This window comes from Staphylococcus sp. T93 (genome assembly GCF_016743875.1).
GTDB classification, from domain to species: domain Bacteria; phylum Bacillota; class Bacilli; order Staphylococcales; family Staphylococcaceae; genus Staphylococcus; species Staphylococcus aureus.
On the sequence record NZ_CP068247.1, the window covers coordinates 1,568,769 to 1,589,211 of the forward strand.

General features: G+C 32.8%; 19 protein-coding genes and 1 pseudogene. 5 read left to right on the forward strand and 15 right to left on the reverse strand.

Annotation, left to right across the window (positions count from 1 at the left end):
• Positions 1–2 precede the first annotated feature (2 nt).
• The 3 genes from JG553_RS07750 to JG553_RS07760 form a co-directional block, all read right to left on the reverse strand.
• Positions 3–1,613: a CTP synthase gene (locus JG553_RS07750; RefSeq protein WP_000159963.1), complete on the reverse strand. Its 1,611-nt coding sequence runs from the start codon at positions 1,611–1,613 to the stop codon at positions 3–5.
• A 335-nt stretch (positions 1,614–1,948) separates the two neighbouring features.
• Entirely contained in the window at positions 1,949–2,479 is a 531-nt protein-coding gene (gene rpoE / locus JG553_RS07755; RefSeq protein ID WP_000701483.1) for a DNA-directed RNA polymerase subunit delta, read from the reverse strand.
• A gap of 111 nt (positions 2,480–2,590) precedes the next feature.
• A complete protein-coding gene (locus JG553_RS07760) occupies positions 2,591–3,451 on the reverse strand; it encodes a GNAT family N-acetyltransferase (RefSeq protein WP_001040736.1) in 861 nt (286 codons plus the stop codon).
• Positions 3,452–3,874: 423 nt separating this feature from the next.
• On the opposite strand from JG553_RS07760, the gene coaW reads away from it, so the two are divergent.
• Positions 3,875–4,678 (forward strand): type II pantothenate kinase, encoded by an 804-nt coding sequence (coaW, locus tag JG553_RS07765; RefSeq protein WP_000862727.1) that lies wholly within the window; start codon positions 3,875–3,877, stop codon positions 4,676–4,678.
• A gap of 129 nt (positions 4,679–4,807) precedes the next feature.
• On the opposite strand, the gene JG553_RS07770 is transcribed toward coaW, so the two are convergent.
• From JG553_RS07770 to JG553_RS07780, 3 genes are all read right to left on the reverse strand, one after another.
• Positions 4,808–5,479 (reverse strand): DUF2750 domain-containing protein, encoded by a 672-nt coding sequence (locus tag JG553_RS07770; RefSeq protein ID WP_000120549.1) that lies wholly within the window; start codon positions 5,477–5,479, stop codon positions 4,808–4,810.
• 398 nt (positions 5,480–5,877) lie between these two features.
• Complete coding sequence (ldmS, locus tag JG553_RS07775; protein WP_000183726.1) at positions 5,878–7,071, reverse strand: L-aspartate--L-methionine ligase LdmS; 1,194 nt, start codon at positions 7,069–7,071, stop codon at positions 5,878–5,880.
• Positions 7,071–8,255, reverse strand: a complete 1,185-nt coding sequence (locus tag JG553_RS07780) for a M20 family metallopeptidase (RefSeq protein ID WP_001291500.1) — start codon at positions 8,253–8,255, stop codon at positions 7,071–7,073. Before JG553_RS07780 ends, ldmS begins: the two co-directional genes overlap by 1 nt.
• A 310-nt stretch (positions 8,256–8,565) precedes the next feature.
• On the opposite strand from JG553_RS07780, the gene JG553_RS07785 reads away from it, so the two are divergent.
• On the forward strand, positions 8,566–9,036 hold the full coding sequence (locus JG553_RS07785; protein WP_000164421.1) for an S-ribosylhomocysteine lyase: 471 nt from the start codon (positions 8,566–8,568) through the stop codon (positions 9,034–9,036).
• A 151-nt stretch (positions 9,037–9,187) separates the two neighbouring features.
• Here JG553_RS07785 and JG553_RS07790 read toward each other — a convergent pair whose 3' ends face one another.
• From JG553_RS07790 to deoC, 3 genes are all read right to left on the reverse strand, one after another.
• Positions 9,188–9,538: a DoxX family protein gene (locus tag JG553_RS07790; RefSeq protein ID WP_001024035.1), complete on the reverse strand. Its 351-nt coding sequence runs from the start codon at positions 9,536–9,538 to the stop codon at positions 9,188–9,190.
• A 13-nt stretch (positions 9,539–9,551) separates the two neighbouring features.
• Entirely contained in the window at positions 9,552–10,853 is a 1,302-nt protein-coding gene (locus tag JG553_RS07795) for a pyrimidine-nucleoside phosphorylase (protein WP_001242318.1), read from the reverse strand.
• A 278-nt stretch (positions 10,854–11,131) separates the two neighbouring features.
• The gene (deoC, locus tag JG553_RS07800; protein WP_001083311.1) at positions 11,132–11,794 is read right to left on the reverse strand and encodes a deoxyribose-phosphate aldolase; all 663 of its coding nucleotides are present in this window, start codon (positions 11,792–11,794) and stop codon (positions 11,132–11,134) included.
• A 314-nt stretch (positions 11,795–12,108) separates the two neighbouring features.
• On the opposite strand from deoC, the gene deoD reads away from it, so the two are divergent.
• Positions 12,109–12,819, forward strand: a complete 711-nt coding sequence (gene deoD / locus JG553_RS07805; protein WP_000160304.1) for a purine-nucleoside phosphorylase — start codon at positions 12,109–12,111, stop codon at positions 12,817–12,819.
• A 120-nt stretch (positions 12,820–12,939) separates the two neighbouring features.
• Here deoD and JG553_RS07810 read toward each other — a convergent pair whose 3' ends face one another.
• The 6 genes and pseudogenes from JG553_RS07810 to JG553_RS07835 form a co-directional block, all read right to left on the reverse strand.
• Positions 12,940–13,383 carry a Dps family protein gene (locus JG553_RS07810; RefSeq protein ID WP_000070866.1) on the reverse strand — a complete coding sequence of 148 codons (444 nt, stop codon included), beginning with the start codon at positions 13,381–13,383 and terminating at the stop codon, positions 12,940–12,942.
• Positions 13,384–13,582: 199 nt separating this feature from the next.
• Positions 13,583–13,996, reverse strand: a complete 414-nt coding sequence (locus tag JG553_RS07815; protein WP_001123303.1) for a thiol-disulfide oxidoreductase DCC family protein — start codon at positions 13,994–13,996, stop codon at positions 13,583–13,585.
• A 457-nt stretch (positions 13,997–14,453) separates the two neighbouring features.
• Entirely contained in the window at positions 14,454–15,827 is a 1,374-nt protein-coding gene (locus JG553_RS07820) for an EVE domain-containing protein (RefSeq protein WP_000123393.1), read from the reverse strand.
• A 671-nt stretch (positions 15,828–16,498) separates the two neighbouring features.
• Positions 16,499–16,729 (reverse strand): hypothetical protein, encoded by a 231-nt coding sequence (locus tag JG553_RS07825; RefSeq protein ID WP_000808817.1) that lies wholly within the window; start codon positions 16,727–16,729, stop codon positions 16,499–16,501.
• A gap of 30 nt (positions 16,730–16,759) precedes the next feature.
• Positions 16,760–17,699 (reverse strand): annotated as a pseudogene (locus tag JG553_RS07830) (type I phosphomannose isomerase catalytic subunit).
• A 434-nt stretch (positions 17,700–18,133) separates the two neighbouring features.
• Entirely contained in the window at positions 18,134–18,799 is a 666-nt protein-coding gene (locus JG553_RS07835) for an SDR family oxidoreductase (protein ID WP_001024094.1), read from the reverse strand.
• A gap of 151 nt (positions 18,800–18,950) precedes the next feature.
• Here JG553_RS07835 and czrA point away from each other — a divergent pair, with 151 nt between their 5' ends.
• Both czrA and czrB read left to right on the forward strand, forming a co-directional pair.
• Complete coding sequence (gene czrA, locus JG553_RS07840; RefSeq protein ID WP_000003759.1) at positions 18,951–19,271, forward strand: Zn(II)-responsive metalloregulatory transcriptional repressor CzrA; 321 nt, start codon at positions 18,951–18,953, stop codon at positions 19,269–19,271.
• Between the two features lies 1 nt (position 19,272).
• The gene (gene czrB / locus JG553_RS07845; RefSeq protein ID WP_000019744.1) at positions 19,273–20,253 is read left to right on the forward strand and encodes a CDF family zinc efflux transporter CzrB; all 981 of its coding nucleotides are present in this window, start codon (positions 19,273–19,275) and stop codon (positions 20,251–20,253) included.
• Positions 20,254–20,443: the final 190 nt, after the last annotated feature.

The window sequence follows — 20,443 nt, forward strand, 5'->3', positions numbered from 1 at the left end:
ATTTATTTATTTTGTTGATATTTTAATGAAGCTTCAATAAATGATTTAAAAATCGGGTGCGGACGATTTGGTCTAGATAAGAATTCTGGGTGGAATTGACAAGCAATAAAGAAATCATTTGTCGGAATCTCTACCATTTCTACTAAACGTCCATCTGGACTTGTACCAGAAATCACCATACCATTTGCTTCTAATTGTTCTCTATAGTCATTATTAAATTCATAACGATGACGATGTCTTTCTTCAATTTCCGCTTTACCATAAACATCTTGTGCCAATGTGCCTTCTTTAATTGAACATGAATATAAGCCTAAGCGTAATGTACCACCTAAATCTTCGATATCTTTTTGTTCTGGTAATAAATCTATAATTGGGTATGGTGTTGCTGGGTCTAATTCAGCTGAATGTGCGCCTTCAAGGCCTAATACGTTTCTTGAAAATTCAACTGTTGCAAGTTGCATTCCTAAACAAATACCAAAGAATGGTACATTGTTTTCTCTAGCATACTTAATTGCACTAATTTTACCTTCACTTGCACGGAAACCAAATCCACCTGGTACTAAAATACCGTCGACATCTGCAAGGTATTCGGCTGCATTTTCATCTGTTACTTCACTTGAATCAATCCATCTAATGTCAATATCTTTGGCAAAAGGATATCCAGCATGTTTCAATGATTCAACAACTGATAAATATGCATCTTGTAAGCTAACATATTTACCTACTAAACCAATTGTAATTTTACCATCTAAATTATTAACGATATCTAACAACTGTTTCCATTCATCAAGCTGTGTTTCATATTTCGCGTTTAATTGTAAACGTTTAATAACGATATCATCCATATTTTGTTGGCTTAATTGTAATGGAATTTCGTATAAAGAGTCTGCATCACGACATTCAATAACACTTTCTTTATTAATGTCACAGAATAATGCAATTTTATCTTTTAAATCTTGTGTCATTTCATATTCAGTTCTTACAACGATTAAGTCTGGTTGAATACCTAAGCCTCGTAATTCTTTAACACTATGTTGTGTTGGCTTCGTTTTCATTTCTCCAGCAGCTTTAATATAAGGCAGTAATGTACAGTGAACATACATAACATTTTCTCTACCTAAATCGCTACGAATTTGACGAATCGCTTCAATAAACGGTAATGACTCAATATCACCTGTTGTACCGCCAATTTCAGTGATAACAACGTCTGCATTCGTACTTTCCCCTGCAAGTAATAAACGTTCTTTAATTTCATTTGTAATATGCGGAATAACTTGAACTGTTCCGCCTAAGTAATCACCACGACGTTCTTTTTTCAATACGTGTGAATACACTTTACCGGCTGTCACATTTGAAAACTTGTTTAAATTAATATCAATAAATCTTTCGTAATGTCCTAAGTCTAGGTCAGTTTCTGCACCATCATCCGTTACGAATACTTCACCATGTTGATAAGGACTCATTGTACCTGGGTCAACATTTAAGTATGGATCGAATTTTTGAATTGTTACATTTAGACCTCTATCTTTTAATAATCTACCTAGAGAAGATGCTGTAATACCCTTCCCTAATGATGAAACTACGCCACCTGTTACAAAAATAAATTTTGTCATGTCTTGACCTCCTAATTATTAAAGGGAATGCTTCCTCATCAATTGTAAAAATTACGTAAAACATAACATTAAAGCAAGCTCATTCAAGTTGTTTATTTGTCGAATTCGACAAAATTAAATTCTGTTTACTTACCGTTTCCATACTGCTATGTCACTATGTATATCATTTACAACTTTGATTTTTGCGTTATCATTTCTTGATTTACTCAATTAAATAAAAAAACGCTCCCTCTCACAAATTCTGTAAGGGGAGCGTATAAATTTTATACACGTGTCCTATTTAAAGGAGCCCGAATAAAATTTTATCATCTTTCAACTAAAAGTCAAACAAAAAATTAATCGTTGAAGTCTTCTTCGTCTTCAAACACTTCTTCGTCTTCGTCTAGTTCATCTTCATCTTCTTCAATGACTATATCCGAATGATTGATTTCTTCTTCAACCTGCTCATCTTCTGGATCATTTAGTTCTTCTTGATCATCTGTTTGAGCTGGAATATCATCGTCGTCATCCATTTCATCTTCGCCCAATAATTTTAAGTTTTGATCTTCTTCATCATCTGCATCCAGAATATCGAATTTTTGAATAGTTGGTGCGATTTTCTCTTCAATATCATCTACCGAATACCAATCACGTAATCCCCATAAATTTTCTCCAACATTTAAAAAACGACCATCTGTGTTTAAATCCGTGTAAAATTGTACAACACGATTTTCAATTTCTTCGTACTCATAATCACCTAACGCTCTAAATTCATCGATGATATCATATAAGTTCATTGTTTCGCCTTTATCATTCAATAATGTATAAGCCATATCAATAAATGATTTTTCATCAACCATTTGTTTTGTATAATCTTGAATTTTCATTGCCCAATACTTCCTTTCGAAGGATATAATCTAAATTTATACGTCTGAATTCATTTATATATAGTAACAAAACTAAATTATAAATGACAATATCATATTTCGCAATCACTGTTAGTAATTTAAATATTTTTCGAAAACGACATAATCATCAGTTTGTTCGATTTCAACGAAATTACTATTTAAACATAATGGTTTAAAATCATTATTCTCTCCAAACAGAATCATCGTAATCACATTAAGGTTGTCATAGTTTTTTCTTAAGTAAGTTGGCAATTGTCGCAGAGCACTTGAACCAATACCATTAAAGCGATATGATTTATCCACTTCAATAGCAGCAATGTTCATGCGTTCACCAATCTGCTCCAATGCGATAAAGCCAACCTTTTGGCCATCAATCATTAAATTAATGATATGTACATTGGTCACTTCTGAACGACTTTCTTCTTCAAGCTTTAATGATGAAACATGTTTTGAATCTAAGTCCAAGTAATATAGTCGTTCTTTGCCAATTGGTCCTTCTTCTTTAGTCGCTGTATGCATGAATCCAGCACGTTCGTATAGGTTCCAAGCATTGTCATTTTCCGCATCTACTACTAGATATAGATGATTAAAATCAGGAAATACACCTTGAACATATTGCGGCAATGACATCATTATTTTCGTGCCATATCCAAAACCTTGATATTTTTCATTAATCGATAATGAACGAATATAAACGACATTTTCAGGTGTATCATAACCTTCATGCTGATAGTAACGATGTAATACAAAAAAGCCCACCACTTCATTTTTATCGTTTATTGCTACGTTAGCAATCCTATCAGCATCATTAATTGCATCATCAATAACTTCTTTAGGTAAAGATGAATATATTTGTTGTCTTTCATTCAAGTCAAAATCATTAATTGCTGAACGATATTGTTCATCAAATGCTTTTAAAGTGATACCTTCAAAACAAAGTTCTTTAGCCATATATTTAACCCCTATCTTTTTATATATGAAGCATGAATCCCCATATTATTTTACCTATTATTTCACTACGATACCATTATTTGCTCTAAGTTAAATAAATTACTTATTTATATTTTTTAAATTTCAAAATTAATGTACTATTCCTCATTACTTATCATTTTAATCAGAGACTTACAAATACACTGCGTACGAACTACTTTTAATATTGCGTCACTAACTAACAATCCTATACAACTTCAAAATTCCTAGAAAATAATATATATAACTTAACGTCCACGTTTGTAAAACATTAATTGCGATACGCTTACAATGTTGAAATGCAATGGCATCAAATTTGTTAATAATTACTATTATTACTTGTTTTTTAGTCATTTTACTATACTATTATTTAAGGATAGACATTAATAATGAGGTGGGAATCTTATGAAAGTTGGCATTGACGCTGGCGGTACACTAATTAAAATCGTTCAAGAGCAAGATAACCAACGTACTTTTAAAACTGAATTAACTAAAAATATTGATCAAGTTGTGGAATGGTTAAACCAACAGCAAATTGAAAAATTATGCTTAACTGGAGGTAATGCAGGTGTCATTGCTGAAAACATCAACATTCCTGCACAAATTTTTGTAGAGTTTGATGCTGCATCTCAAGGACTAGGTATTTTGTTAAAAGAGCAAGGCCATGACTTAGCAGATTATATTTTTGCAAATGTTGGTACCGGTACGTCACTACATTATTTCGACGGCCAATCACAACGTCGTGTAGGCGGTATCGGTACAGGTGGAGGCATGATTCAAGGACTCGGTTATTTACTAAGTCAAATCACTGATTATAAACAGTTAACTGACATGGCACAACACGGTGATCGTAACACTATCGATTTAAAGGTTAGACATATTTATAAAGATACCGAACCACCCATTCCCGGTGATTTAACAGCAGCTAATTTTGGTCATGTACTACATCATTTAGATGCTGATTTTACACCTAGCAATAAATTAGCAGCCGTTATTGGTGTCGTTGGCGAAGTTGTTACGACAATGGCCATTACTGTTGCACGTGAATTTAAAACTGAAAATATCGTTTATATCGGTTCTTCATTTCATAATAACGCTTTATTACGCAAAGTTGTGGAAGATTATACTGTGTTACGCGGTTGCAAACCGTACTATGTTGAAAACGGCGCATTTTCAGGTGCTATTGGTGCATTATATTTAGAAAAATAGAAAAAGACCATTTATATGCGCGTTGTTTTAAATAAACGCTATATAAATGGCCTTTTATTTTATGGTCTAAGTGTTTTGAATACGTATTGTTCCATTTATTATCACTTAATTACTTACAACTCAATTCAATTAAAATGTAAGTTCATTAGACAATTTTTGCGCTGAAACAATTGTACCAACCACGCCAGTTTTTAAATCTATCGCAACGGCTTTATGATCATCTCTAAGTTCATCTAGCCATTCTCCGAAAACAGAACCTTCAATCGTAATTAAATCACACTCTTCAAAATCTTCATCTCGAACTTTTAACGCTCTGTTTTTAATACTCCATACAGGCATAATATGCGGCTTTTTTTCGTCGCTATCATTTTCACTAATGAGAATAAACTGCTTACTACCTTTTTTAGTTAAGCCGTATACTTCATCATATTTCGCTACATCTTGGACAAATTCTTTGATTCTAATTTTATCTAATTCCGTCATCACTTCTTGTGTAACAGCTACAACGTTTAGTAGATGCCCTTCTTCTTCCATTGTTTGATTCATAATAATATGGTCTTGTTCATCAAACAATTCATCTAATTCATAAGTAGCAAAACGATCAACGTCCATTTTTACAACTTTATCAAATGGAATATCACGACTTGTTAAAAATGATACGGCCACACTTTCTTCTGTCCAAACGCCTACATACGCTTCACTTTTATAATTTAGGCGTACTAGTTTTTTATTTTTAGAGGCGAAATAAATACATTCATTTATTAATATATCTCTAAAGAATGGATATGCTTTATAAGACATGCTTGACCCTCACTTTTTAAAATATGTCATACATAAAATAGTAAATGACTCCAACAAGTTAGTCAATTAGACATATTATGAATTCAATTTAATGTCATGTTTTTCATTTTAAAAATTCAATAGCATTAAATTTTACGTATACACAAATTCGGTCTATAACACGAAACATATCTAGTTACTAAAAATTTCAAAACGATAACCTTTAGTATACCTTTATCAACAAAATGGCAACTCTTATAACATAGTGAAATAAAAGTCGCCATTTAATATTAGTATTACAAAGTATTGCCATATCATAAATTTAATTACTGTTGACTAGAATCGAAAAAAGCTTGTTACAAACGCATATTCAGTCAACTACTGGCAACACAACATTGTAGCGCCTTATGTTCCGAACTCTAATAGTGTTCAAGTTCAGCTAAAAATGCGCGTTCATTCTCCAGTACTGTTTCTTTTGAATCACCATGCCAAATACAGCCAAACCTTGATTTAACTTTATCTTCACCGTACCAATCACCATCATAATAAGATAACGGGTATAAACTACCTTCTTTGACATATTTCAAAATCGTATTGAAGAAATGTGTGTTATCACCTTTTGAATGATAACTATAAAACTTTTGATATCCTGAATTCAACTCGTTAGCAAGTAATAACATGCTCGTTGAACCATTTTGTCTAAAGTTTAAATCAATCGCATAAACGTTATCATCCTCATCGACGAGTAGGTCAAAACCAGCTACACCAAAGAATCCTTGATTCACACCGTTTTCCATAATTTGTCTACCTGCTTCTATAACGTGCTCTGGTACATTAGTAGTATTTTCATTTCCGTTATAAAATCCGTACTTATCCGTTAATTGCGTTGCCGCACCAAGATATTGAATGCCTAGCGATTCCGAGTATGCAAACTGAACGCAATAATTCGCTTTTTCTTCAATCTTCTGTTCGATAATAAGCGAATTCGTTTCAGCAGTTGCCTCTTTAATACGCGTTATCGCTTTTTGTAAATCTGCATCATGATAACAAATCATAACGCCATAGCCACCTGCTGTCGGAAGATCATCTCCCGGCTTAATTACTAACGGGAATTCCCAATTCTTAATCTCGTTTTCGAATTGCTCAATTTTTACAACTTTTCTTTTTGGTAAAAACTTCCCATTTGTCCATTCAGGTATTCTTGCTTTATTATTTAAAGCAACAAATAACGTTTTATCTAATGCATAATATTGCTGATTCAAGATTGTTTCATCATGAATATATTGAAAATAAATCTTTTTATTTTCCTTATGTGCCAATTGTTTGATCAAGTTTTCGTAAGATTGCTGATTGTTAAATGTATAAATTGAGTTCGGTACTTCCTTACCAATAACTTGAAATAGCTGATGCAATTTGTCTGTCGCACTAGCTTCGTGAACAATAACAGGTAATTGATTTGCTATTAATAACTCCCTACCAGTTAAAAAATTAGATTGATGTTCGTCCGGTTTCAACCATGGATTCGATATATACGAAGGTCTTGACGTATAGACAACATCTTTGTCATATAAATCACTTAACGTTAAGTTCGGCTCATTACCATTATTTGTCATTACTTCCCATTCCCTTTCAAATGCGCATGCTCTTCAATAATGTCTTGATAAACGTCTTGATTTGTAATTAACTCTAACCCCATCAACGCCATTATTTTAGCGCCTTTAATTAATGCTTCATCACCATGTACACTCGCAGCCGCTTCTCTAAATCTATGCGTATGTCCTACTAAATTACGTGATCCTATTTTAATATGAGGATGTATTGTTGGCACAACATGACTTACGTTCCCTGTATCCGTAGAGCCATAACCAAAATCATCATCAATAACTGCTTCACCAACTTCTTCAGCATATTTAGCAAATAAATCATCTAATTTCGGCGTTTTAATGAATTCATTCACACCGTTTTGAATTCGACCAAATTCATAATCACAACCAGTCTGTATCGCAGCTCCACGTGCGATTTGATTTACTTTTTCTGTTAATATATCCAATTCTTTACGCGTCATTGCTCTAGTATAAAAACGAGCATGTGTATAGTCTGGAATAATATTAGCTGCTTTCCCGCCATCTAAAATCACACCATGCACACGTTGATCTTTTTTAATATGTTGTCGTAGTTGTGCTACACCATTAAAATAACTAATCATAGCGTCTAATGCATTTAACGCTTCATCTGCATTTTCAGAGGCATGAGCACTTTTTCCGTAAAATTTAACATCTAAAACATCCACTGCCAAAGTATCAATCGTTTTATAAGTTTCATTTCCCGGATGAATCATTAAGGCAATGTCTATTTGATCAATCACACCAGCCTTGACATAAGAAGCTTTAGCGCTACCATTTTCCCCACCTTCTTCAGCTGGACATCCAAGAACGACTACTTTACCACCAATTTGGTCAATCACTTGCTTCAAACCAATTGCACCAAGAACACTTGCAGTTCCAATGATATTATGACCACAAGCATGACCCAATCCTGGCAAAGCATCGTATTCTGCTAAAAAACCTATAGCTGGCCCGTCAAGTCCTGAATCATATGTCGCTATAAACCCAGTTGCATGCCCAGCAATCTCGGTTTCAATTTCAAAATCATGCTCTTTCAAACGATCTATTAAAGTTCGAGACGCAAATATTTCTTCATTACCAAGTTCAGGACGTTCATGAATTCTATGACTGATTTCGATATAACTATATTTATTTGTTTCTATATAATCGAGAATTTGTTGTTTTTCACTCATTTTTTACTATCTCCCTTTTACCCTACACTCATTTTAATCATCCACAATATTTTGTTCTTTCAAAATGAATTATTACTTATTCTATCGGTTTTATCTCATGATGTCATCTAGTTTTTCTTTATTTACAAAATTTTCTAATAACTAAAAGCCTTTCATAAATTTATAAAACAGTTTCAAATTGTAAAACATAAGCCCTATTGTTACAATTTAAGTATTGTTAGAAACACAACTTACAACAAACTTAAGTTTTATAATGCAACAAATCATAAGCGTTTTATAGTTTTGAGTAGTTAATAGGAGGAAATTCAAAATGACAAAAATGAATGTTGAAAGTTTCAATTTAGATCATACTAAGGTGGTTGCCCCATTTATTAGATTAGCGGGAACGATGGAAGGATTAAACGGAGATGTCATTCACAAATACGACATTCGTTTCAAACAACCAAACAAAGAACATATGGATATGCCCGGACTACATTCATTAGAACATTTAATGGCTGAAAATATTAGAAATCATAGTGACAAAGTTGTTGATTTAAGTCCTATGGGTTGCCAAACTGGTTTCTATGTATCATTTATTAATCATGATAATTATGATGATGTATTAAATATTGTTGAAGCAACTTTAAATGATGTGCTAAATGCTACTGAAGTGCCTGCTTGTAATGAAGTACAATGTGGCTGGGCAGCAAGTCATTCATTAGAAGGTGCTAAAACTATCGCTCAAGCATTTCTAGACAAACGAAACGAATGGCATGATGTTTTCGGTACAGGAAAATAAATCTTAGTCAATCAAGTTAATCAGAAAAGCAGTCGAACAATGATTTTACAATCGCCATTGTCCAACTGCTTTTTATTATGCTTCAAAGTCAAAAAATCGAACAAATGAAAAAGTAAAATCTTTAACATTTGTCCGATTTATTTGAGAACCACTATAATTTCTTAATTAGTCCCATTAACACGAACTGCATAGGTAACCTTAAATATAGTTGCCATGTTGGCAATTGTTTATCTCCTAAAGGTAACTTTTTAACTGCCATATAGATATTAGCTGGGAATACAGCTAGCAAGAATAGATTGATTGTATTTTTCAAGCATTGAGATGGTCTTTTAATTAAAAGTGCAAGTCCAAATAATATCTCAAAGATTCCTGTAACAAGAACCGCTGTTTTTCGAAGTGGCAAACATTTCGGTATGATATTTCTAAATTGTCGTTCTCGTGTAAAATGCAATACACCTATTACACTAAAACCTATTCCTAATAAATATCTTAGTATGTTCAATCAGCTTCAACTCCTATTCTGTAATGATTTTATGAATTAATGTAGGCGATACAACATGATCAGCAATTGTTATGCTTGAATCTAATTTTTTAACAACATCGTCTACATCTTGGCGATTACTGTGAATCGTTAATAATGATTCTCCTTCTTCTACTTTATCACCAATTTTTTTATTTAAAACAATACCAACCGCTAAATCAATATCATCCTCTTTTGTTAAACGTCCCGCTCCTAACATCATCGAAGCGACACCTATATCGTTAGAGACTAATTCAGTCACATAACCTGATTTTTTAGCTTTATATTCAATTTGATATTGAGCTTGTGGCAAACGCTCTGGATGGTCAATAACAGTTTCGTCGCCACCTTGGTTTTTAATAAATGTTTTGAATTTTTCTAATGCTGCACCTGAATTAATTGCCTCAATTAGCAACGCTCTCGCTTCTTCAAGCGTTTCAGCTTTGTTTGCAAGTACAACCATTTGAGAACCTAATGTTAATACAAGTTCTGTTAAATCTTTCGGACCTTGTCCTTTCAACGTATCAATTGCTTCTTGTAACTCAAGCGCATTGCCAATCGCACGTCCAAGTGGCTGATTCATATCAGAAATAATCGCCATCGTATTACGTCCCACATTATTACCAATACGTACCATTGCGTGCGCTAATGCTTCAGCATCTTCTAATGTTTTCATAAATGCACCGCTACCAGTTTTTACATCTAATACAATTGCATCTGCACCAGCAGCAATCTTTTTACTCATAATTGAAGAGGCAATTAATGGTATTGAATTGACAGTACCAGTAACATCCCTTAAGGCATATAATTTTTTGTCTGCAGGAGTTAAATTTCCTGATTGTCCTACAACTGCCACTTTATTTTCATTAACCAATTTCACAAATGTTGCTTCATCTATTTCAACATGAAAACCATCAATTGCTTCTAATTTATCAATCGTACCACCTGTATGACCTAATCCACGCCCACTCATTTTTGCAACAGGAACATCTACAGCTGCTACTAATGGTGCTAAAACCAATGTAGTTGTATCTCCTACACCACCTGTTGAGTGCTTATCTACTTTGACACCTTTAATATCACTCAAATCTATCATATCACCAGAATTAACCATAGCCATCGTTAATGCTGCACGCTCATCATCATTCATATCTTGGAAATAAATCGCCATTGCTAAACTTGATGCTTGGTAATCAGGAATATCCCCTTTAACATAGCCGCCAATAAAGAAATTAATTTCTTCCGTTGTTAGTGTATGACCGTCACGCTTTTTCTCAATAATGTCTATCATTCTCATTTTTATCATCCTTTTCTTAAAAAGCTTAGGACAAAGCATCTGCGCTTTCTCTAGTCCATTTTTAAAAGCACAAGCGAAAATTATTATAGCAAGCTATCGATTTCATTTTTAATATCACAATTTCAATGCGATGTTATTATTCTTAAATAGATTGGTTATAACGTTAAAGTCCCTATTAAATTATCTTAGAATCATCATGGCATTTATGATGTCTTAAAGCTGATATCGACATACTTATATATGGTTACGATGTCCCATGCTTACATATTTTTATAAAATTAGTAATCTGAATCTGCTTCTAAACCTTGCATAATTTGAACGCCTGCGCTCGCACCAATACGTGTCGCACCTGCTTCAACCATTTTATTGAAATCTTCTAAATTACGTACGCCACCTGATGCTTTTACTTCTATATCAGCACCTACTGTATCTTTCATTAATTTAACGTCTTCTGCAGTCGCACCGCCACCTGCAAAACCTGTTGAAGTTTTAACGAAGTCCGCACCAGCCGCTTTTGTTAATTCACTCGCTTTTACAATTTCGTCATGGTCCAACAATACCGTCTCAATAATCACTTTTACTGTGTGACCTTTCGCAGCTTTCACCACTGCTTCAATGTCTTGTTGTACATCATCAAAACGTCCATCTTTTAATGCGCCGATGTTGATGACCATGTCAATTTCATCTGCACCATTTTGAATCGCATCTTCTGTTTCAAATGCTTTCGTCGCAGTTGTCGATGCACCTAATGGGAATCCTATTACCGTACAAACTAACACCTCTGAATCAGCTAGTCGCTCTGCTGCATATTTAACATGCGTTGGATTCACACATACAGATTTAAAATGGTATGCTTTCGCTTCATCGATGATTTGATCGATTTGCGTACGTGTTGACTCAGGCTTCAATAAAGTGTGATCAATCAATTTTGCACTATTCATTTTCTATCTCCTCCTTTATGGTTGATTATAAAAATACGGTTGTAAATTAGTTGATTGAGCGTCAGGTTCATTTAAATATCAGGTTAGATGTTCGCTTTTTATGTAACCGCATACATATACTATTACATTAATTCATTTCCCATAAACAAACAATACAATTGAACGTGATATCTTCATTATGAACGATGACTTGACAACAAGCTAATCAGGATTATATTTTTATAATTCTTTAATTCTATAGTACAAAAATTCGCAAAAAAGGGAAACAAATGTTATCTTAAAATTATTAATGAATATTAAGGAGAAGATAACAAATGACAAAAGGTACACCACATATTCAACCAAATGGAGTAAAAATTGCTAAAACAGTATTAATGCCTGGCGATCCGCTACGTGCAAAATATATTGCTGATAATTTTTTAGAAAATGTTGAACAATTTAACGATGTACGTAACATGTTTGGTTACACTGGTACATATAAAGGTAAAGAAGTTTCTGTAATGGGTTCTGGTATGGGTATTCCAAGTATTGGTATTTACTCATATGAGTTATACAACTTCTTTGATGTAGATACAATCATTCGTATCGGTTCTTGTGGCGCATTACAAGAAAATGTTAACTTATACGATGTTATTATTGCACAAGCTGCATCAACTAATTCAAATTATGTAGATCAATACAATATTCCAGGTCATTTCGCGCCTATCGCTGACTTCGAGTTAGTAACTAAAGCTAAAAATGTCGCTGACCAAATCGGTGCTACTACACACGTAGGTAACGTATTATCTTCTGATACATTTTACAATGCCGATCCAACATTCAATGATGCTTGGAAAAAAATGGGTATTTTAGGTATCGAAATGGAATCAGCTGGTTTATATTTAAATGCGATTCATGCTGGTAAAAAAGCACTTGGTATTTTCACAGTAAGTGATCATATTTTACGTGACGAAGCTACTACACCTGAAGAACGTCAAAATTCATTTACACAAATGATGGAAATCGCTTTAGAAATCGCAGAGTAACTTATTTAAATTGACTTTAATTGCTCTTTAACAATGCGATTAAACTCAAAAAGCCAACACATTCTGGGCGTATCCCCATTTATGTGTTGGCTTTTATTTATATTATTACTTATCTGTAGATTAGCTTAAGTAAGATTTAAACATCCAATTATGTTTATCTACTGATGTTTGCATACCTATAAACATATCTTCTGATACATCATCGCCAGCATTACCAGCAATTTCGATTGCGTTTTCTAATTGTTTTGAGATATTTGTGAAGTCTTGTGATAATTCTTCAACCATTTGTTCTGCAGAGTAACCTTTCGCAGCTTCTTTAACAATTGATTGCTCTAAGCATTCAGTTAATGTACCTACAGGGTTTCCTCCTACCGCTAAAATTCTTTCAGCTAATTCGTCTACATATTGGCTTGCTTCATTATATAATTCTTCAAATTTAACGTGTAATGAGAAGAAGTTAGGCCCTTTCACATACCAGTGGAAATTGTGTAGCTTTGTGTAAGCTACTGTCCAGTTTGCTACTTGTTGATTCAATTCTTTTACAACATCTTGTTGATTACTCATATTTAATACACTCCTTAAAATTGTCTACGTCTTGCTTGTTTATATTAATTATTATATTATAATAATTCTAATCTGTAAAGTGTTTTTACTCTCTTTTTTATAATTATTCTAATCTAATCGTAAAGTGTTCCGCTATTTAAATGCCTAAATTTTAATTCATCATCTAATATATCCATTATCAATTAGCAAGTATGTTTTATCAATCAGTAAGTTTTACTTTCGCATTATCATCTAAAAAGAACGATTTTTCATAATCATTTGGTTGGTGCCATGTTGTTTTCCACATTCTATTTCTATTATTAGCAAACATTCGATAACCGAAATTACGGACTGGTTTAGGTACAAGCCATAAACCTACGCCCAATAATTTAGTTCGATTAGGTAGTGCTGTGATTAGTTTAATAATCGCCTGCGATTCAAAATATATACGATCACCTTTCTGTAAAATCACACTATTTTTATTTGCCGCTTCTGGATGTTGTTTAAAAAATTGTTGGCCAACTTCACCTTTTAACGTGGCAAATTGATAATTTCTTGGTAGGTCATGTTGAATTAACCAAATGACATAGTTATAACAATATATACAGTTTCCATCATAATATACGATTGGCATAATTTATTCGCTCCTTTAATAGTACTTATAGTCATTTTTCCTAATTTAAAAACATTTAAACAAGGTTGTCACTTGATAAGTCCTCGCGACACGAAATTGCCATAAAATTTATTTTTCAGTTTTATATTTATTGTATAATGTATTTTTTATTTACTTTAAATTTCTCAATCTACAGTGTAATCTTATTTCTTATTATTAACTTAGCGTTTGGTCATTCGTCTTATTCAACATACCACTGGAAAACTCATATAAAGTTTTAATTCTGTAACATAAATTCTTTTATATTCATATACTGTCTTTATTATTTATTAAAATAAAAACGAGTAATCTATCATAAGCTCTTAATTAGCTCTTATGGTTGATTACCCGTCATTTTTTCTTTATGCGGTTATTCAAATATGCAATTATGCAATTTTTAATCCTATCCTTACTTCTTTTCAAAAACTACCATATATCATTAGTCATGTTTGACTTTGACTATACGTGTGTATTTTAAAAACTGCTCTGAATATTTCTCCTTAATTTCCTCTAAACTGTCATATGTAATACCTACAATATGCCAATTAGGATTGAAATAATAGAAAGAATCTTTTTGTCGTGACCATTTAATCATATTACCGTCTTTATTATAACGTGGTAATGTTACTTCATAGCCTTCTAACACATTAATATACGTTTGGAAAATGTCTGTATCTATACGATTAAAATTATCAATAACTAAATAACTTTTATCCTTTTTAGGCATTAATTGAGTAATAAACCCTTCACGATAGTATAATGCCCCTGTTTCATTTGGTAAATACTTGCCATAAAGCATATCTTCTGAAAAATCAGGATGACCTGTTGTTATAACAGGATTTGCATTCGCTTTTTGCAATAAGTCATTAGCCGCTTTTAAGCCTTCTTCTTTTCGATCTACAACAAGTAAAATAAATGGCTTTAACGCTTCTTCTTTTTCACTTTCAAGCATATCTGGTTTTTGAACCATTTCAAATGGAGATTTCAATCCATTATTATCGCTCATTTCAATAATTGCATCATACTGTGCTTGTGACATACTTGCAATAGCCTGTTTTGCATTTTCTTGAAGGAAATATAAGTTTTTCAATTTAGGATGCTTATTTAATGTACTTAATGTAATCGGTGTAATGTCTTTCTCATAAGACACTTCAATCACTGTACTATTTGTTCTACCAGGAATTGGTGGTTTTTCATGAATATGCTTTGATACTTCTCCAATTCCAACGACAGATTGATTTTTCGTTCGATTATAAAAAATAATATTGTCGCCTTCTTCTAACTGAGTATAAAAATGATAACCATTACGTTTAATACCGTTGTACGTGTGCGTATAAATCGTATATTGGTTTCCAGGTTCAAATTCTTCAGTTTCAGCTAAAAAGAAATAACGCGGTATCTTAATTTCGCCTTTACCAAGACCACTTATTAAATCAAACTCTTCTGCAGTGATTTGATTGAACAATGTCTCTTTCATATTACTTATACGAAATTCCAAAGCTTCACTACGCTTTAAATAATCTGCTGTTAATGGTTTCAATTGTTCATTAAAACGAAACTGTACACGTATTTTATTTTGTGCACCTGTTTCAACACTAATAATTTCACCACATCCAAGTAGTCCAGTATCCGTCTGAACTTGATAAAAGATGACTTGATCTCCTACTTTAGCCTTTTTAAACGCTCTAAATCCTTGAGATGGGTTAAAATGTGCGCCTGATTCAAATAAAGCTGTTTGTCCTACTAACGGTTCATTATGATTCCAACGGTTATATCCACAATTCAACCAAAAATAATTCGTTTCTGCTGTCATCTTAATACTCCTTAACCTGAATAAATTTTAGAAACACTATGAATTACATTCTTTTAGTGTTTCTTATGCAGTTGGACGCGTATGCGAACAACTGTATACCCTTTGTTCACTGCGATTTTAATCGCATTTCCTATAACATTGTAGCGCCCAGGACATTAATTTACGTCCCAGACCCTTATCGTTTTCACTTCTAAGTAAGTCGAACTATTTTGCTTTACAACAAGTGCGACTCTAAATACAGTTGGACACACATACGAGCAACTGTATACCTTTTAATCAGTTTTCTATATTTTATTTATTATATCTGTCTTAATGATAAAAATTGTTACAAACAGTTTAACATATTTAGCTACCTATTTTGCATATAAAAAACATGCTTGCATACACTATGCAATAAAAATTACAAATTTATATATGATACCACTATGCTTGCTTATCTCTATAGCGCCATTGATACACATTTTTAAATATCTATACTGCCGTTAGAATTTTATCATGTCTTAATTTTCATTAAATATTAATTACTTCATTTTATATAAACCAACAAAAACCCCCTCACTACTATGCAAGTGAGAGGTTATGTTGATGTGCTTTATTTTCATCAATGTCATTAACACAATCATATTTCTTCTGTTAATGCACTGTATTATATTCAAACGCGCTATCGACAATTAATTTGAAGCTACAAAGGTACCGCATAATGGCAGCACATTAATTAACAATGCGCTAAACTTTAATGAGGCGCTGATTTGCTTGTCTTTAAAAGTCAACATAGCACTGATAATTCCTAAAATAGCTACTATACGTGGAATTGTCATGCTCGGATACTGCGGTATATGTAAGAAAGCACCAAGACCTGCTATCACACCACATACTAACGCAATATATAGAAATTGCTTCAAATCATTCACTCCTAAATTGTTATTACACTATTACACATAGCTAATCATCAATGTGAAATCACCTTCAAAGACACTATCCAAATCTTCAGAAGTCAAAATAAAGTTTGTACCAGTAGTCAGTTTGAAAATTTCACCATCGACAATCATTTGCCCTTCGCCTTCCAACACTGTAACTAAACAGAACTCTCTAGGCTTCATATAATTTAACGTGCCAGAAATTTCCCATTTAACCAATGTAAAGAAATCATTCGATACAATGTGTGTACACTTATGGTTTTCAATAATTTCGCTTTCAGGCAAAATATTAGGTAATGGTGCATTGTACTGAATAACGTCTAAAGCTTTTTCAATATTTAACGGTCTATCATTATATTGATTATCTTGACGATTGAAATCATAAAGTCTATATGTAATGTCTGACGATTGCATCGTTTCGTATGCTAATATTCCTGAAGAAATAGTATGTACTGTTCCTGCTGGAATAAAATAGAATTCTCCAGGTTTTACTTTAATATATCTAAGTATCGACTCTATCGTTCCGTGTTGAACATGATTCGCAACTTCTTCTCTAGACTCTGCTAATGTCCCTATAACTATTTCTGCATCTTCTTCTGCATCTATAATATACCAACATTCAGATTTGCCATATTGCCCGTTTTCATGCTCATAAGCATAAGAATTATCAGGGTGCACATGAATAGAAAGTGATTCTCTTGCATCCACTATTTTAGTTAGAAGCGGAAAATCTTTGCTTGGGAAATCACCAAACAATTCACGATGTTCTGACCAAATACGGTCTAATGTTTGACCTTGATATGGTCCATTAATAATCTCGCTCGTACCATTTGGATGTGCTGACACACACCAACATTCCCCCAGTTGTATCATTGTCTAATTGATATCCAAACTCACTTAGACGTTGACCGCCCCATAATTTTGTTTTTAAAATTGGTTGTAAAAATAATGGCATTGTTGCACCTCCATTGTGATTAAGTAAGCAATAGAACTCTGATGTTGTTGTTCCATTATATTTTGATTTTGTTCTCATTTACATCGTATTATTAACTTCCACATTTCAAATTAACTATTAGTGATTGTACCATATTTACTAACATTGCAGTACTGCCAATTAAAGCGCTTCACTTAAATTTACAGTACTTTAACATTTTCAAAAATTTATAGCATAGAGATTATATCTCTCTTACATTTGTACATATTTCCCTTTAAATTTACTCGCCCATTATACCAATTAATAAACAACTTTAATAGTTGTGCCATACATTGTTCAAATTCTTTGTAAAACGCATAGACAATACGTACTTATTCATACTTATAATTCATCATTTTCAAAAAATAACGAGTTACGAAAAAGTAACCCGCTTCAAATCATATTTACTATCCTTATTAATCCGTTTCATTTTCAAATTGAGTTAAAGCATCTTTAATGTCCTGATCACCACTAATAATTTGAAACTCTTGGTGATTAAAATGATTGGATGTGACAATTTCTTTTAATACTGTCGCAACATCTTCTCTAGGAATTTCACCTTTACCATCAAAATATTGTGCAGCTTCTATCTTTCCAGATCCTGCTGCATTTGTAAGTGCCCCTGGATGTAAAATTGTATAATTCAAACCTGAACGTCTTAAATAGTCATCAGCGTAATGTTTAGCTATTGTATATGGCTTTAAATCACCGCTATCATCAAAAGCCTGACGTCTCGAATCATATGTTGAAACCATGACATAGTGTTTAATATTGGCCTCTTTACTCGCAATCATTGATTTAACAGCACCATCTAAATCGACAATAATTGTTTTATCTGCACCCGTGTTCCCTCCAGAACCTACTGAAAAGATAACTTTATCGAATGGTTTAAACGTCTCAGTTAAAGTCTCTATTGAATCATTTTCAACATCAACAAGAATTGCTTTCATACCTTGTGATTTTAACGCATTAAGTTGATCTGATTGCCTAACACCAGCAGTAAATGGTACATTTTCTTTTGCTAATTGTTGCACTAGTAACGAACCTACACCGCCATTAGCACCTATAACCAAAATATTCATTTACAACACTCTCCTATTTATTATTCTCTATGCCATACCACTTTATGAGATATGTAAAACTTGTTACAACTATAAAAATCAATTGACATACTACTGGGAACGTATTAAATTAATATATGAACAAATATTCATATGAAAGGATTGTCATATAATGTCAGAACAATATTCAGAAATAAATACAGATACATTAGAACGCGTAACTGAAATTTTCAAGGCATTAGGCGATTACAATCGAATACGTATCATGGAATTGTTATCAGTCAGCGAAGCAAGTGTTGGTCACATTTCACATCAATTGAATTTATCTCAATCAAATGTCTCGCACCAATTAAAATTACTTAAAAGTGTGCATCTTGTGAAAGCAAAACGACAAGGCCAATCAATGATTTATTCATTAGATGACATCCACGTAGCAACTATGTTAAAGCAAGCCATACATCACGCGAATCATCCTAAAGAAAGTGGGTTATAATATGTCTCATTCACATCATCATCATGACCATATGCATAGTCATGTAACTACAAATAATAAGAAAGTATTGTTTATATCGTTTTTAATAATCGGTCTATATATGTTTATCGAAATCATCGGCGGTCTCCTTGCTAACAGCTTGGCATTACTATCTGACGGTATCCATATGTTTAGCGACACATTCTCATTAGGTGTTGCACTTGTCGCATTTATTTATGCTGAAAAGAATGCCACAACTACAAAAACATTTGGTTATAAACGTTTCGAAGTACTCGCAGCGTTATTTAACGGTGTAACGCTTTTTGTAATAAGTATTTTGATTGTTTTTGAAGCGATTAAACGTTTCTTTGTTCCTTCTGAAGTTCAATCAAAAGAAATGTTAATCATTAGTATTATCGGTTTAATTGTCAATATCGTTGTTGCATTCTTTATGTTTAAAGGCGGCGACACTTCACACAATTTAAATATGCGTGGTGCTTTTCTACATGTTATCGGAGACTTATTAGGTTCAGTTGGCGCCATTACTGCAGCTATTTTAATTTGGGCATTTGGATGGACAATCGCCGATCCTATCGCAAGTATTTTAGTTTCCGTTATTATTTTAAAAAGTGCTTGGGGTATCACAAAATCTTCAATTAACATTTTAATGGAAGGCACACCAAGTGATGTTGATATAGATGAAGTTATAACTACTATTAAAAAGGATTCACGAATACAAAGTGTGCATGATTGCCATGTTTGGACAATTTCAAATGATATGAATGCATTGAGTTGTCATGTTGTTGTAGACCATACATTGACAATGAAAGAATGTGAATTATTATTAGAAAACATTGAGCATGATTTATTACATTTAAATATTCACCATATGACTATTCAATTAGAAACGCCTAATCACAAACATGATGAATCGATTATATGTTCAGGAACACATAGTCATTCACATAACCATCATGCTCATCATCACGCGCATGTACATTAATAATTTTAACCTACTGCCATTGCATCGATTAAACTTTTCAATGGCAGTAGGTTTTTTATGTCTTTATGGCGACTTGTTTGGTCTTTGATGATGCAATGTTTATTAACAAATTTTCAACTATTATTTCTTACATTAGTCATATTTTTGACAATTTACTATTATAATTCTCTAACTTTAGTCACTTTAATTA